The 14,218-nt window shown below is 39.3% G+C and carries 15 protein-coding genes; 5 read left to right on the forward strand and 10 right to left on the reverse strand.

Features of this window, described 5'->3' with window-relative positions:
* Window positions 1–319 precede the first annotated feature (319 nt).
* From lptC to ACHWSC_RS00050, 10 genes are all read right to left on the reverse strand, one after another.
* Window positions 320–949, reverse strand: a complete 630-nt coding sequence (gene lptC / locus ACHWSC_RS00005) for an LPS export ABC transporter periplasmic protein LptC (RefSeq protein WP_394675388.1) — start codon at window positions 947–949, stop codon at window positions 320–322.
* Between the two features lie 8 nt (window positions 950–957).
* Window positions 958–2,283, reverse strand: a complete 1,326-nt coding sequence (locus ACHWSC_RS00010) for a hypothetical protein (RefSeq protein WP_075990976.1) — start codon at window positions 2,281–2,283, stop codon at window positions 958–960.
* A 175-nt stretch (window positions 2,284–2,458) separates the two neighbouring features.
* On the reverse strand, window positions 2,459–3,442 hold the full coding sequence (locus ACHWSC_RS00015; RefSeq protein WP_394675389.1) for a DUF6427 family protein: 984 nt from the start codon (window positions 3,440–3,442) through the stop codon (window positions 2,459–2,461).
* A gap of 20 nt (window positions 3,443–3,462) precedes the next feature.
* Window positions 3,463–3,672 carry a CcmD family protein gene (locus tag ACHWSC_RS00020; protein WP_046672332.1) on the reverse strand — a complete coding sequence of 70 codons (210 nt, stop codon included), beginning with the start codon at window positions 3,670–3,672 and terminating at the stop codon, window positions 3,463–3,465.
* A 148-nt stretch (window positions 3,673–3,820) separates the two neighbouring features.
* Window positions 3,821–4,483 carry a cytochrome c biogenesis protein gene (gene ccsA, locus ACHWSC_RS00025; protein WP_046672333.1) on the reverse strand — a complete coding sequence of 221 codons (663 nt, stop codon included), beginning with the start codon at window positions 4,481–4,483 and terminating at the stop codon, window positions 3,821–3,823.
* 37 nt (window positions 4,484–4,520) lie between these two features.
* Window positions 4,521–5,180: a heme exporter protein CcmB gene (locus ACHWSC_RS00030; protein ID WP_394675390.1), complete on the reverse strand. Its 660-nt coding sequence runs from the start codon at window positions 5,178–5,180 to the stop codon at window positions 4,521–4,523.
* 41 nt (window positions 5,181–5,221) lie between these two features.
* Window positions 5,222–5,620 carry a hypothetical protein gene (locus ACHWSC_RS00035; RefSeq protein ID WP_075990980.1) on the reverse strand — a complete coding sequence of 133 codons (399 nt, stop codon included), beginning with the start codon at window positions 5,618–5,620 and terminating at the stop codon, window positions 5,222–5,224.
* 103 nt (window positions 5,621–5,723) lie between these two features.
* Window positions 5,724–7,559 carry an ABC transporter ATP-binding protein gene (locus ACHWSC_RS00040; RefSeq protein ID WP_394675391.1) on the reverse strand — a complete coding sequence of 612 codons (1,836 nt, stop codon included), beginning with the start codon at window positions 7,557–7,559 and terminating at the stop codon, window positions 5,724–5,726.
* 160 nt (window positions 7,560–7,719) lie between these two features.
* Window positions 7,720–8,274 carry a hypothetical protein gene (locus tag ACHWSC_RS00045; protein WP_394675392.1) on the reverse strand — a complete coding sequence of 185 codons (555 nt, stop codon included), beginning with the start codon at window positions 8,272–8,274 and terminating at the stop codon, window positions 7,720–7,722.
* Window positions 8,275–8,430: 156 nt separating this feature from the next.
* Complete coding sequence (locus tag ACHWSC_RS00050; protein WP_120333588.1) at window positions 8,431–9,219, reverse strand: S-adenosyl-l-methionine hydroxide adenosyltransferase family protein; 789 nt, start codon at window positions 9,217–9,219, stop codon at window positions 8,431–8,433.
* Between the two features lie 351 nt (window positions 9,220–9,570).
* On the opposite strand from ACHWSC_RS00050, the gene ACHWSC_RS00055 reads away from it, so the two are divergent.
* From ACHWSC_RS00055 to hisC, 5 genes are all read left to right on the forward strand, one after another.
* Complete coding sequence (locus ACHWSC_RS00055) at window positions 9,571–10,536, forward strand: PhoH family protein (protein ID WP_046672338.1); 966 nt, start codon at window positions 9,571–9,573, stop codon at window positions 10,534–10,536.
* Between the two features lie 114 nt (window positions 10,537–10,650).
* A complete protein-coding gene (locus ACHWSC_RS00060; protein ID WP_075994626.1) occupies window positions 10,651–11,601 on the forward strand; it encodes a phosphoribosylaminoimidazolesuccinocarboxamide synthase in 951 nt (316 codons plus the stop codon).
* Window positions 11,602–11,634: 33 nt separating this feature from the next.
* Complete coding sequence (locus tag ACHWSC_RS00065) at window positions 11,635–12,015, forward strand: STAS domain-containing protein (protein ID WP_075990983.1); 381 nt, start codon at window positions 11,635–11,637, stop codon at window positions 12,013–12,015.
* Between the two features lies 1 nt (window position 12,016).
* Window positions 12,017–12,928 (forward strand): ribonuclease Z, encoded by a 912-nt coding sequence (locus ACHWSC_RS00070; RefSeq protein WP_394675393.1) that lies wholly within the window; start codon window positions 12,017–12,019, stop codon window positions 12,926–12,928.
* A 227-nt stretch (window positions 12,929–13,155) separates the two neighbouring features.
* Window positions 13,156–14,214, forward strand: coding sequence for a histidinol-phosphate transaminase (hisC, locus tag ACHWSC_RS00075; RefSeq protein WP_120333585.1), 1,059 nt, complete (start codon window positions 13,156–13,158; stop codon window positions 14,212–14,214).
* Window positions 14,215–14,218 lie beyond the last annotated feature (4 nt).

The raw sequence follows: 14,218 nt of genomic DNA on the forward strand, positions 1-14,218 counted from the left end.
TTACGCAAAAAGCCCATTAATCCCATAGTCTGCTTATTGTGTTTATATTGTGTAAATACTTGTATTTCGTTAATTTATGCATAGCATAGCAAAATGCGGTGCAAGATACAATTTTTATAAAAAAAAACGGAATATTTTCCTGAATGTAGCAAAACAAATTTGAAAACTATTTGTATAAAGTGGAGTTTTTTGTTCTCTTTTAGTTCAAATGATTCGTTTTGAATAACTTAATCGTATAAATAAACAGTCTGGAACCATTGTATCAGATCCATAGCCGCTTTTAAACCAAACCGGAATCTGGTTTATGGCCCACGATGAGCTATTTACCTAGTGAAGGGAAGAGGTTGTTGTTGGTAATGACCGTATACCCAGTTGCATTGGCTATATTGACATGTTTAAAATCTTTGTCCGAAGTAAATGATGAACCTTGTAAGTTGCCGCGATTATCTCGAAAGAATGCCGTAATAGGAACATGATTATAAAAGGTCATGTTGCTGTTGCTATCGGTTTTACTTTCGTCATAGATGATCTCTTCTGTTTTGATGATAGAACCGTCAGCCATCGTTACCACCACATTTTTTGTAAAGGTGGTCGTCTTTTCTTTTTCCCGCCGAATAGCATGGTCGGAAGTGATTCGCTGAGTTTCCTTTAAATTGTCGTCATAAAAGATGATTTTTATGCTTTTTGGAAATTCGTATACTTCGGTGCTATCGTGTTTGATACGCATTTCGGGCGCTGTGAGATTCGCTTTTACCCGTGTGGAATCGCTATAGATAATATCGACATGACGTGAAATGTCGACCGCCTCTTCCTTTTTCATGTTGGCAAGGCGATCCACCTCTTTGAGATCTGGTTCGCAAGAGGTCAATGAGAGCGCCCCTAGTAAAGATAATATTACTAGGGGCGATATATTTTTGAATATGGATGAAGCAAATGCCTTGCGTACCATCGTATTAATTAATCTAAAGGAGGTTTTCTAAACCAGCGGTCATTTAGGGTAAAGCCGATATTAAAGTTAATATAACGTTCACGTAGGAGGCTATTGCTAATTTTACCCATTTGGCCAAATTCTGCAGAGAAATTTATTTTAGAGAAGGCCCCTGAAAATTGATTTCTTGCCAATGGCAAACCTACGCCTACAGTAACCGCCATATCGTTGATATTTTGGTCGCTTAAGAAATATTGTGTTTTATTATACCTAAAACCAACTCTGTAGTCCACTTGGTTTAAATATTTGAGCGAAGTAACATCTGGTGTTATCTGACCGCCAATGGCTACGCCATAATTCTTCCGTAGTTCGTTTTCACCCGCTCTTGTCTGAAATCTTGACCAATCGGCATATTTAAAATCGGCCCCTACCAACCACCGGTTGTTACGTGCAAGGGTAATACCTACATTGTGTTTCAACGGAAGCGTCAAATGCCTGCTGCTACGGCCAGAAACATAGGTACTATCCAAAGGAATGTTTTGATTGTCTGGATCCGTTGAAGGTGTAATTCTTGTATTAAAAATTGTTGTTCTTTCTTTGATGTCATTATTTAACGATCCTGAATAACCAACGATCAACGAATATTCTCTATTTAAAGGTTGTTCGTACTGTAATCCATAATCAAAGATAATTCCTTGGATTTCGCGCTTATTTTGTTGTTGTGTATTTAATGCTCCGGATGTAGGCAAAAACTCCACGCGGCTATAATCATTTAAGGTTCCAAATAGATAAGACATATTGGCACCAATACTCAGACCTTTTACAATGCGTACACCCCAACCTGCATAGGCTTTAGTTAAACCACCTTCGCCCGTGAATACTTTCGTATAGGGATCAGAATTGACTGTTCCAGATGAAGATGTCCGATAGCCTATATCCGAGTAGGGAAGGATACCCAAGCTGATACCACCAAATCGTTTCATTGGGAAAGTCATCGTGATGTGGCTAAAGGCAAAGTCAGCAGTATTATCGGATCTGGTCGTCGAATTTAACTGCGTGTAATTCCCGTATAAACCAGCATCAAAGGTTGTAAACTGTGTTGCGGAATAAGATGCAGGGTTGCTTGGGTTGGTATTGTATACGCCATTGATTCTCCGGATAGCGGTATTGACACCTCCCATCCCTCTATATTGTGGCAATAAATCTTCACGCATCTGACCAAGTCCAAATTGAGAATAAGGTGATGCGGATGTCGTTTTTTGTGCAAATGCGGTAGTAGAACTAGCTAAAATTCCACCTGCTAACAACAGTTGGAGTGATTTATTTCTTAGAGAGCTTGTAAAGCGTTTCTGCATGGTCAATCTATAAAATTGAGAAACTAATGTTTATTTAGTTTTAGTGAAATTTTCGAGTTATCTGACTCTTATATTAAATGTTCTTTGCTTTTAATCGCATACAAAACTATTCAATTTTTGCGAGCTTGTTAAGCCGATTTTGTTAAAAAAGGTTAAACGCTTATTGTACAGTAGTTTAGAAAAACTGAAAGTAGATTATGGTAAGTGTTATGATGGCGTATACGACTTCAAAAAACCATTTCTTTTTGGCATAGGTGAAATAATAAGCCATATAAATAGCGATAGAAGGGGCACAAAGTAAAAAATGAGCCTCCGTTAGTTTTTTATTCCAATAAAAAGAGACGATCGCTAGGCATAACATAAAAAACAACAGTTGAAATGACTTGCGAATATGCACGACACTTTTGAAAAAATTGTCTTTCAATACCAAAAGGAAGAGTATTAACGTAAAGATTACCGGGACGAGTACCAAATAATCGACTAATTGAATGCGGATAGCAGTAGGAAATTTGTAGGTAAACGGCAACCAAATGGTATAAAACTGCTGCATTTTACCCATCCATAGATAGATAACCGCTAAGATGAAATAGACTGTTGCCAGGCCAAGTAAAGGGGTGATCCACTCACGCCAATTGAAGGGTCTAAAAATGAGTAGGCCTATCCACAATAGGAAGAACATACTCAGAAACGGGAAGTAGATCAGACTTCCTATACCTACAATCATACCGAGATCAAACATTTCGGCTTTAACATCTGTCTGCCGATAGAGGGAGAGCAACTTGCTTAACATCCATATCGAAATAAAATTACAGATCAGGGTCGGGGACAATACCAAAAATGGTAAAAACAGGCTGGCCAATGTCATGTACATTAAAGCAACCAAGAAACTGGGTTTTCCCAGCAGGTTAAAATGGCTTGTGATGCGATTGAGTATCGTTGCCTGAGAAATCGTCAAGATCAGTGTGATAAAAACATTGGTCGAAGGAGAGAGGTTGATTAAGTTATTTTCTCCCAAAAGATTCCCCAAGGCAGGTTCAAAGATTACAGAATCAAGTTTGTCCGGAAGGTGAAGAAATATGCCTAAACATAAAACAAAACCCACGAAGGATAGAAATAAAATATTGATGGGTGAATAATTTCTAAACTGACTTATAATCATTGTATGCGATCAATAAAATGCTATTTATTCTTTTTTTCCAATTTGCTGATACGGCGATCGAGCAAGAAAAGGAAGAAAGCCAAACCTAAAAAAATGACCAACATGACCAATACAACAACGTAGATTTTACCTTCGCTACGCAATCCAGTCGCCATCTCGACATCATCTTGTGCAAATGTGCTCAAAGTCGATAAGAGTAGTAAGGCGATTGACAATGTTATTTTTTTCATTTGTTTAAAATATTATTCGTGTCGTTTTCATTGTTATACATGATTCGATACACGCTATTTGATTTATGTAATATCCTGTTTTTTTATTGATTGGGCTTTATCCGATTTCTCTATGATAGAAATAAAGGATTGTATTAGCCGTTCAATTCTATGCGTTCAAATCTTTCTTTTCGAGCAAACGTACTCTATAGCGGAGTGAACAGATCCAAGCTGCAATCATTGGCCAGCCAATCATCGCTGCATAAAATGTAGGACGTAGCTCGCTACTCATTTTTAAATCGCCAAAGGCAGCGTTTCCACCACTTCCGGGGTGAAGAGAGTCTGTCATCTTCGGTAGAATATAAAGTAGCACGATGATAATTGGGAATGCAAAGATATTGTACACAGCGGATATTTTTGCTCTTTTTTGCTCTTCTTCCAGCGCATTACGGAGTACCAAATAGGCCAGATACATAAGTGTTGCTATTGCAGAGCCATTAAGCTTCGGATCGTTTGGCCAGGGTTCTCCCCAGGTGATGTTTGCCCAAAGCATGCCTGTCGCAAGCCCCAGAAAACAAAATGTTATTCCGGTATTGACAGCTTCAATGGCCATTAAGTCATACTCCTGTTTGCCCGTATTGAGGTATTTAATACTGTAAATAACGGAAACCAAGTACATAACGAACATGGCAGACCACATTGGGACATGAAAATAAACATTTCGTATGCTTTCGTGAAGGATGAATAGGCGGGGAACAGGTCCTAAAAGACCATTGATAATGACCGCACAGATAATCATTACCGCTAATATTTTCCACCATTTTTTTCTCATGGATAAATTGAATTTAGTTTGTTCTCAATTCTGACACTTAATCTCGCCAAAGGTACGGAAATAACAACAAAGAAATAGTGACGGTGATTACATTAATTGCAAGTAATACGATTATTTCTTTGCTGCTGGAAGCCCTTTCCAGGCCTTCTATTGCATTGCGAGACAGCTTGATTAATACGATTAACAGCGGGATAATGGCGGGGAAACTCAAGATGGCCATTAGGGTGCTATTGTTGCCTGCTTTGGAGCTGATCCCCGAGATCATGGTAAAAACAGTCGCAAAACTTATGCTGCCTAAGATGACCGAAATGAAGTAAAGGGTTGGATCACCGACAGGGTTTCTGAATATCGTCGAATAGACAAAATAGGCAATGACCGCCAGCAGAGTCATCATCATCATATTGTAAATGACTTTCGCTAAAATGATTGCTCTGGGATCGACCAGTGAATAATAGTAAAGTTGCCGGTTTGGGTTTTCTTGGACGAAGCTTTTGTTGATTGCATTGATCGAAGCGAAGAGCATAATGATCCAGAATAATGCATTCCAAGTAGCCGTATCAACTGATTTGAACGCTTGATAGCAGACGAAAACAGTTGATACGACATATAGTAGAATTCCGTTAATAGCATATTTTGAACGCCATTCCAGAATGATGTCTTTAAGAATTAAAGTTTTTACCTGTTGCAGCAAAGTCATATGCAGCAAAGATACAAATGTATTTTGACCTATTTTTCTACTTATGCGTTAGAAATTTTGGACTTTGCAGCATCAGTTGTATTGTCGATTTTGCTTGCCAAATTTTGAGCGGCATTATTGGCGTGGTCCAAAGCTTCTCTGCCGGCTTCTTTTGCTTTGTTTTTCAGTGCATCTGCATCATCTGAAGCTCTGCTGAACGCTGCTTGTGCCTTTGATTTCAAATGGTCTAGTTCGGCCGAAGCTCTGTTAGCTAGTTTTTGTGCCTTTTTAGCTTCTTTTTTTGAAAGATCTTTCAATGACTTAGTTAAGCTTTTAATGCCATCATTTGCACGATCTAATTGTTTTTTTCCATCATCAGTTCCTAAAAGATACCATGCAGCAGCTCCCGCAGCTAATCCTACCAAAGCAAATGCCACTAATCCATTTTTGCTATTTTTCATAATTCTTCTATTTTGTTATATATTCAAATGATAATCAAGTATGATACCAAATGAACAATCACAGGGTGAATTTGTTTAAAAAGAATCAATAATTAACAAAATTTTACATATCAATTTTCTGCTGCTTTGACTGCAGATTATACAGATGCTGATAGAGACCGCTTTCTTTTTGGAGCAGTTCAAAGTGAGTACCGCTTTCAGATACGATTCCATTTTCGACAACGATAATTTTATCGGCATCAACAATGGTCGATAGTCGGTGTGCAATAATGATCGAGGTGCGTCCACGCATTAATTCCTCCAATGCCTCCTGTACCTGTCTTTCTGACTCTGAGTCTAAGGAAGAGGTGGCTTCGTCCAGAATAAGAATTGCCGGGTCTTTTAAAAGTGCACGGGCAATGGCGATGCGCTGGCGCTGACCACCGGAGAGTTTAACGCCACGTTCACCAACAATGGTGTCATAGCCTTCAGGGAAATTTAAAATAAATTGATGCGCGTTGGCACGTCTCGCAGCTGCTATAATTTCATCCTCTTTAGCCTCGAGCTTACCATAAGCTATATTTTCACGGATTGTCCCGCCAAATAACAAAACATCCTGTGGTACGATAGCGACCTGGTTGCGGATATCACAAAGCTCAAAATCGGATGCCGGTCTGTCGTCGTAACAAACTTCCCCTTTTTTTGCTGTGTAGAATTGTAGAATCAATGAAGCTATTGTTGATTTTCCAGTTCCACTTGGGCCAACTATAGCGATTTTATCACCCGCATTGGCTGTAAAGTTGATGTCTTTCAGGATTTCAATATCGGGACGGCTTGGGTAGGCAAAGGAAACATGATTGAAGCTTAGTTTACCGGTCATGGTTTTGTGGACTTCCTTGCAAGTTGGCTTCACATTAAGGTTTTCTTGTGGCTCATCCAAAATTTCCAAAATCCGTTCACTCGCTCCCAAAGAGCGTTGGATATTGGCATATAGCTCAGGAAAACTGCCCATAGAGCCTGCCACAAACATCGAATATAGAATATAGGTCGTTAGGTCGCCTACTGTCATTTCATGGATAGAAACTAATGCCGCTCCATACCAGATGACAGCGATCACAGCTCCGAAAATACAGAAGATAATAAAAGAGGCAAAAGCACCTCGGAAGGTAGCTCCTTTGACCGCTAATTTCACGACCGAATCCATCTGATTACTGTAACGGTTGAATTCGAAATATTCATTCACAAAGGCTTTTACATTGCTTATCCCCAACAATGTTTCCTGGACAATACTATTTGACTCGGCCATTTTATCCTGTGCTTGTCTGGACAATTCGCGGATGAATTTTCCGAAAATAATAGCAGCCACAACAATGATCGGTAATATACAAAGGTTCATGAGCGCAAGTTTGGGGGATACCCAAACCAAAAGGAATACACCGAAACAGAGACTAATCAACTGTCTTAAGATTTCAGCCAATGTTGTTGTTAACGTATCCTGAATCTGTGAAAGGTCTGCAGACAAGCGGCTGTTTAATTCCCCGACACGACGATTGGCGAAAAATTCGATTGGTAATGAAATGAGTTTGAGGTAGGTGTCCTTGCGTAATGCGGATAGCGTACGTTCTGCAATTTCAACAAAAATGCGTATACGAAAAAAAGAGACGACTGATAGAAAAGACAGAATAATAAAGGCAATTCCACCAATATAATAAACATGTGGTGCAAGCCATGGATAAGTTTGCTTGCCTTGCGCAGCATCAATCATGGCACCAAGCAAAGCCGGAAAGGCGAGCATGGCCAAACTGGATAATACCAAGAAAAACATGCCGACCCCAAATTTAAACCGATAAGGTTTTAAATAGGTCATCAATTTAGATGCTCTCAATAGGAGCTCCTTATTCAATTTTGGTTTTGGTAGATCTTCTTCTTGTTTATTACCGCTGTTGAATCCTCTTGCCATATCCGCTACTTCAAATTTTGTTGCGAGGACAAATGTAAAGAGATTAAAAATATTTTGCTATCATACTTTAGTCAATTTTTAAGTAGAATCGTACTTTTTCTGATTTAAACAGCAGTTTTAAGTGGTTTGTCGTTGTGCAGATGTCTATTGCTGTGGCGTTTTATCCTGAATTTTGTTGTTTTGAAGCTGTTTGTTGCGCTTTAAATTTATAGAGTAAATATCCTAATACGGCGATAACAAGTAAAGCGATATAGAGGAGGATGTTGCTTAGCGGTAGATTTCCGGACGTATTCTCTCCCTGTGCCCGCAGCTTTTCGTTTTCTTTTTGAAGTTTACTTATGGTACCTATATAGGCTGAGACCTGCTTGTCGTAATCTGTTGCCAATTGTTGGTATTTATCTTTTTCAAAATCTTTGATTTTCAATAGTTTTTGGGTTTCCAGGAAAATGTTGTTATCTGTGATGACGATATCTTTAAGGATATCGATGCTCTTTTGCATGTCACCTTTTGATTTGAAAAGACCAAAAAGTCCTGTTTTTTGTTTAAGGCTCGTGTCATAAGCCCCGAATTTCTGTTGACGGGCATCGAGTAGGTCATTTACACGGCTTCGTTGTACCTCAAAAGAGCTGGAGTCTGGGTTGTTTTGCGATTTGGCCTGTTCAAAGAAGCAAAAAAGAACGGTGATTGGAAGTAGGAATCTTAAGAATTTCATCATGTACTTGGACGATCTATTTATCAAATGTTTAGTTTAAACTAACGTTCATGGTAAAATTTTATTTTGCCATAAAGCTACATCTACAATTTTAGCCCTATGATCAGTTTGACCAAGGTAAAAAAATGGAGCGAAAGCATTACAGATGAATTTATGAAATTAATCTTTAAATTCTATACGAATTACATTGGAATCGTCATCGTGAAGTCCGAGTAGCTGGCTTGCATTACCTTTATTGATGGCGATTTCAAGGTAGTTGGAAATACCAAATAAACAAAGTTTCTCGCCTTCTCCTACTTCGTTGTAATGCCAGGAAAGGTTGGTAATGGTTTCATTGCGTTTGAAATAAAGGACAAAATGACGTCCTTTTTGAACTTTATTGAATAGATCTTTCGAGATATTGGTAATGGCATTGCCGAAAGCATCCACATAAATGACGTTGCCTCGGATCATGTCTTTATCAAAGATAGGCTGCAAAGTTACTTTTTCGATGAGCTGTTGCATTGAAGTTCCGATTTCTTTCAGTTTGCCTCCCTTGGCAATATGACAGGCGGATTTAGAAAGGATATCTGCGAGCGGAAAGTGAAGATACCGAAGGTCTTGCATCAAGTTGAGCTCATAGAGTTCCTGTGGTTCATTGCCATTCAGCAATAGACTGAAAATACCATTGTCGGCACCGACGAAATAATGATCGTTGTATTTCATGCCGATATATTTCGACTCTTCATGAAACAGGGTGTTAATTCCGATAATGTGTACGGTTCCTTTAGGAAAATAATGATAAGCGTTACCTAATACAAAGGCCGCCCGAGGGATATTGAATGCTGGAATTTCGTGGGTAATATCAACAATATTGGCATCGGACAACTGCGATAAAAGACTACCTTTTAACGCGGCTTGATAAAAATCTTTGTGTCCTAAGTCTGTTGTTAATGTAATTACTGCCATTATAATCTAAATCCTAGATCGAATTGCTGTCGAATTCCCTTAAATATACCCTTAAATTTATCTAAATAGTGGACAAAATTACTATTTATCAGATGATTTATAAAGCTAATTGGATAACTTATTTTGAATCTGTCTTTTTTCGATTGATATACACAAACATAGCGAAGATTTTATGTATAATGAAATCTTTGTGCCCCTTTGTGGGCTGTCTCCATAAGCTTCTAAATCATCATCGTTTGTACGCTGTATCTTCTTGGTTGTTTCGTTAGAATACGTTAATTTTGAATAGTATTATACAGGAACGATATTGTGTAATGGCTACAATCTAATTAATTCTAAATAGGATAAAATTTGAACGAATTACTAATTGCATTAGATGGTCTGAATTTGCCCATATTATGGGGAGCAGACAATGAGCACTTCGATTATTTGAAGAAGCAATTCCCAAAACTGCGGATTGTAGCTCGCGGAAGTGAAATGAAGGTGTTGGGAGACGCGAAGGAATTAGATCTGTTTGAGCAATCGTTTAAGGAAGTCATGGCTCATCTGGAGAAATTTAACAACATTACCTTATTGGATTTTGAAAATCTCCTTGGAGCAAGTGCAGGTTCTGCTGTCCAACAAGAAAAAGAACTTGCGGCCAAACATGCAGCCTTTGGATCTGAACCGATCGTGTATGGACCTAATGGTCTTATTGTACGTGCACGTACGGCCAACCAGCGGAAGATGGTGGATAGTATTTCGAAAAATGACATCTTATTTGCTATCGGACCGGCGGGTACAGGAAAGACCTATACGGCGGTTGCATTAGCTGTTCGGGCACTTCGAAATAAAGAAATCAAAAGGATCATTCTAACGAGACCAGCCGTAGAGGCCGGAGAAAATCTCGGTTTTTTACCTGGCGACTTAAAGGAGAAGGTAGATCCCTATTTGAGACCGCTCTACGATGCATTGGACGATATGATTCCAGCAGAGAAGCTAAAAGGTTATCTGGAAAATCGGACCATTGAGGTCGCTCCTTTAGCATTTATGCGTGGGCGAACACTTGACAACTGCTTTGTGATTCTGGACGAAGCTCAGAATGCAACGGATATGCAGCTGAAGATGTTTTTGACACGTATGGGGCCGACGGCAAAATTTATCGTTACAGGTGATATGACACAGGTAGATTTACCGAAAAAAAATCAATCTGGATTGTCTACTTCGATTCGTTTATTGGAGAATATCGAAGGAATAGACATTATCCACCTCAGCGGTGGAGATGTGGTTCGCCATAAATTGGTTCGCCGCATCCTCGAAGCGTATGGTGATATTTAATATTAAAAGACAAATCGAGCCGAGCGAGCTCTTAAATAAATGCGCTGCATTTATGAATGCTATTAAACGCAGTCATAAATGAACAATTACTTACATTTGAATTTTACTTTGAACATGAATGCTATAAAAGAAACAAATTTCAATTTTGAAAATCAGACTGCTTTTTACCGAGGAAAAGTACGTGACGTGTATACGATTGCCGATACTTATTTGGCGATGGTTGCCTCAGATCGTATTTCGGCATTTGATGTGGTACTTCCACGTCCTATACCCTATAAAGGGCAGGTGTTGAATCAAATTGCAGCCAAATTTTTAAAGGCTACGGCTGATATTATTCCAAATTGGGTCGTATCTGTTCCGGATCCAAGTGTAACTATCGGTCAAATGTGTGAGCCGTTTAAAGTAGAAATGGTTATTCGGGGTTACTTGTCGGGACACGCTTGGCGTGAATATGCTGCAGGCAAACGTGAAGTATGTGGTGAGGCATTGCCAGAAGGACTGAAAGAAAATGACAAATTGCCTGAGCCAATTATTACACCGACAACAAAGGCTGCTGTTGGACATGATGAAGATATCTCACGTGCCGATATCTTGAAAAAAGGTATCGTAAGCGAGGAAGATTATATTCAATTGGAGCAATATACCAAAGCATTGTTCCAAAGAGGTACTGAAATTGCTGCGCAAAGAGGGCTAATTTTGGTGGATACAAAATATGAGTTTGGAAAAAAAGATGGAAAAATTGTGTTGATCGATGAGATTCATACACCAGATTCTTCCCGTTATTTTTATGCAGAAGGCTATCAGGAACGCCAGGAAAAAGGTGAGTCACAAAAGCAATTGTCGAAGGAGTTTGTTCGCAAATGGTTAATTGAAAACGGCTTCCAAGGGAAAGACGGTCAGGTCGTTCCGGAGATGACCGATGAGATAGTAGCTTCCATTTCTGAACGTTATATTGAGCTATACGAACATATCGTCGGAGAGAAGTTTGTGTACCCGGATCAGGAAAACGTACTGGAACGTGTGGAAAGAAATGTGGCAAACGCCTTGAAAACGCTAAATTATTAGTACATTGTATCCTCAAACAAAGGAGATAGACTAATGAAGTATACCATTGATAAGCACGATCGCTATATTGTCATAGAACCTCATGTCGATGTGATTGACGCGGATAACGCCGCTAAACTCAAAGGGGAGTTTTTGTTGCGGAATACGATTGGACAACGGAATATTGTTTTGGATATGATCCACGTTAAGCAAACGGACGAGGTAGGTATTCGATTAGGCGTGCTTGCCCATCGTTTATGTCAGTCTGTTGGTGGCATATTTATTTTGGTTAATCTTTGTCCAACGTTAATGGATATGGTTCGTGTATCGCATTTGGATAAATCGCTGAAAATAGCACCATCTTTAAAGGTTGCGGAGGATTTAATCTTTGCGCACGAATTGGAATCTGAGTATCGGGGGACAATTGAGGATTAATATGAAATTTGAAGTTCTGATATTAGGAAATAGCTCGGCAACGCCGATGTTTGATCGTCATCCGACTAGCCAAGTGTTGAACTTTAATGAGCAATTGTTTTTGATCGACTGTGGAGAAGGCACACAAATGCAACTTAGCCGATATGGCATCAAAAGCAATCGCATAGGACATATATTTATTAGCCATTTGCATGGGGATCATTATTTGGGCTTGGTGGGGCTGCTTTCATCGATGCACCTTGTCGGCCGAAAAAGTGATCTCCATTTGTATGGCCCACCTGCGTTAAAGGAAATTTTAGACGTGCAGTTTTTGCATTCCGAGACTATCTTACGCTATAATCTTATTTTTCATCCGATTTCACCCGAACAGCCTGGTGTTATTTTTGAAAACAGAACATTAAAAGTAAGTGCTTTTCCATTAAAGCACCGTATCGCCTGCACCGGCTTTCGTTTTGATGAGGGACCCCGCGCGCGAACATTGCTTGGCGATGTCGTGCAGGAATTAAATATACCGACTGCCTATTTTCCGATGATCAAAAAAGGATTTGATTACGTCGATGAAAGCGGTACAGTATATCGTGCAGACGACCTGAGCCTTCCTGCTCCCTTATCGCGCAGTTATGTGTATTGTTCGGATACCGTACGGACGCCAGAATATCTGCCTTATGTGCAAAAGGCTAATCTGATGTATCATGAGTCTACCTTCTTGCACGATATGGTCGATCGCGCAAAAGAGACTTTTCACACAACAGCGCTGGAAGCTGGAGAGATCGCCCAGGAAACTCACGCAAAGAAGTTGCTATTAGGTCATTATTCAGCTCGGTACAGAGACTTAAATCCCCTATTGGAAGAAGCGAGAACTGTATTCCCAAATACGGAACTCTCTGTGGAAGGTAGATGGTTTTCCGTTTAGTTTTTTTGATTTTTCTCTTATATCCTAGCGATTAACGGGTAAAGACCAATAAAATAGCGATAAAGGAGAAGTAATCAGGACCCCAAAACGAATAGATACAAGCAAACTAGCAGGTAGAACAAGCTGATAAATGCAACTGAAGATCCAATAGTCGCCTATGAATAATTGCTTATTATATTGCATATGATGAACAATTTATCTAAGTTTACGGCTCTAATTTTTTTATAATGGATAATCCATTCAACTTAAACAACCTACTACGGGAAAATATTAAGAAGCTCGTACCTTATTCATCCGCAAGAGATGAATTTAAAGGGGAGGCATCCATATTGATTGATGCCAATGAAAATCCTTTTGGATCCCCCTTAAACCATGATTACAACCGATATCCAGACCCTCTCCAACATCAAGTTAAAGCAAAACTTTCTAAAATAAAAGGTGTACCATCAGAGAATATCTTTTTGGGAAATGGAAGTGATGAAGCTATTGATATTTTATACCGTGCATTTTGTACCCCTGGTGTTGACAATGTCATATTAGTTCCGCCAACCTACGGCATGTATGAAGTTTCTGCGAACATCAATGATGTTGCTTTCAAAAAAGTAAACCTTACTGCTGATTACCAGCTGGATTTGGATGGTATTGCCAATGCAATAGACGCACATACTAAACTGATTTTTATCTGTTCTCCAAATAATCCAACAGGAAACTCAATCCGTCGTCAGGATATTGAAACAATCTTGAATAATTTTCAGGGGCTTGTTGTTGTCGATGAGGCTTATATTAATTTTTCTGCTGTCAAGTCATTTACGCAAGAACTGGCTGAATACCCCAATCTAGTGGTATTGCAGACTTTGTCTAAAGCTTGGGGGCTTGCGGCCCTACGCCTGGGCATGGCGTTTGCCAGTAAAGAGATTATAGCTGTTTACAATAAAATAAAACCACCATACAACATCAACCAAGCTACACAAGATATTGTATTGGAAGCCTTAGATCAGGTTGATCAAGTCAATGACTGGATCAAGGAGACGGTGGCGGAGCGCGAGAAACTCGTGCGTGAATTGCTTGAACTGGACTATGTGCAGCATATTACACCTTCTGATGCCAACTTTATTTTGGTCAAGATGGAGCAGCCACGTGAAGTTTACGATTATCTAGTTCAATATGGAATTATCGTTAGAGATAGATCCAAAGTCGAATTATGTGAAGGCTGCCTACGGATCACTGTTGGAACGCCTGCCGAAAATCAAATATTGTTAGAAAAACTTAATCAAATCAATAAATAATACT

It is taken from the genome of uncultured Sphingobacterium sp. (genome assembly GCF_964277905.1).
GTDB lineage: Bacteria > Bacteroidota > Bacteroidia > Sphingobacteriales > Sphingobacteriaceae > Sphingobacterium > Sphingobacterium siyangense.

Excerpts from the sequence above, each read along its gene's own strand:
- lptC (WP_394675388.1), bottom strand. The coding sequence starts at position 949 with ATGGTACGCAAGGCATTTGCTTCATCCATATTCAAAAATATATCGCCC.
- ACHWSC_RS00010 (WP_075990976.1), bottom strand. The coding sequence starts at position 2,283 with ATGCAGAAACGCTTTACAAGCTCTCTAAGAAATAAATCACTCCAACTG.
- ACHWSC_RS00015 (WP_394675389.1), bottom strand. The coding sequence starts at position 3,442 with ATGATTATAAGTCAGTTTAGAAATTATTCACCCATCAATATTTTATTT.
- ACHWSC_RS00020 (WP_046672332.1), bottom strand. The coding sequence starts at position 3,672 with ATGAAAAAAATAACATTGTCAATCGCCTTACTACTCTTATCGACTTTG.
- ccsA (WP_046672333.1), bottom strand. The coding sequence starts at position 4,483 with ATGAGAAAAAAATGGTGGAAAATATTAGCGGTAATGATTATCTGTGCG.
- ACHWSC_RS00030 (WP_394675390.1), bottom strand. The coding sequence starts at position 5,180 with ATGACTTTGCTGCAACAGGTAAAAACTTTAATTCTTAAAGACATCATT.
- ACHWSC_RS00035 (WP_075990980.1), bottom strand. The coding sequence starts at position 5,620 with ATGAAAAATAGCAAAAATGGATTAGTGGCATTTGCTTTGGTAGGATTA.
- ACHWSC_RS00040 (WP_394675391.1), bottom strand. The coding sequence starts at position 7,559 with ATGGCAAGAGGATTCAACAGCGGTAATAAACAAGAAGAAGATCTACCA.
- ACHWSC_RS00045 (WP_394675392.1), bottom strand. The coding sequence starts at position 8,274 with ATGATGAAATTCTTAAGATTCCTACTTCCAATCACCGTTCTTTTTTGC.
- ACHWSC_RS00050 (WP_120333588.1), bottom strand. The coding sequence starts at position 9,219 with ATGGCAGTAATTACATTAACAACAGACTTAGGACACAAAGATTTTTAT.
- ACHWSC_RS00060 (WP_075994626.1), top strand. The coding sequence starts at position 10,651 with ATGAATGCTATAAAAGAAACAAATTTCAATTTTGAAAATCAGACTGCT.
- ACHWSC_RS00065 (WP_075990983.1), top strand. The coding sequence starts at position 11,635 with ATGAAGTATACCATTGATAAGCACGATCGCTATATTGTCATAGAACCT.
- ACHWSC_RS00070 (WP_394675393.1), top strand. The coding sequence starts at position 12,017 with ATGAAATTTGAAGTTCTGATATTAGGAAATAGCTCGGCAACGCCGATG.
- hisC (WP_120333585.1), top strand. The coding sequence starts at position 13,156 with ATGGATAATCCATTCAACTTAAACAACCTACTACGGGAAAATATTAAG.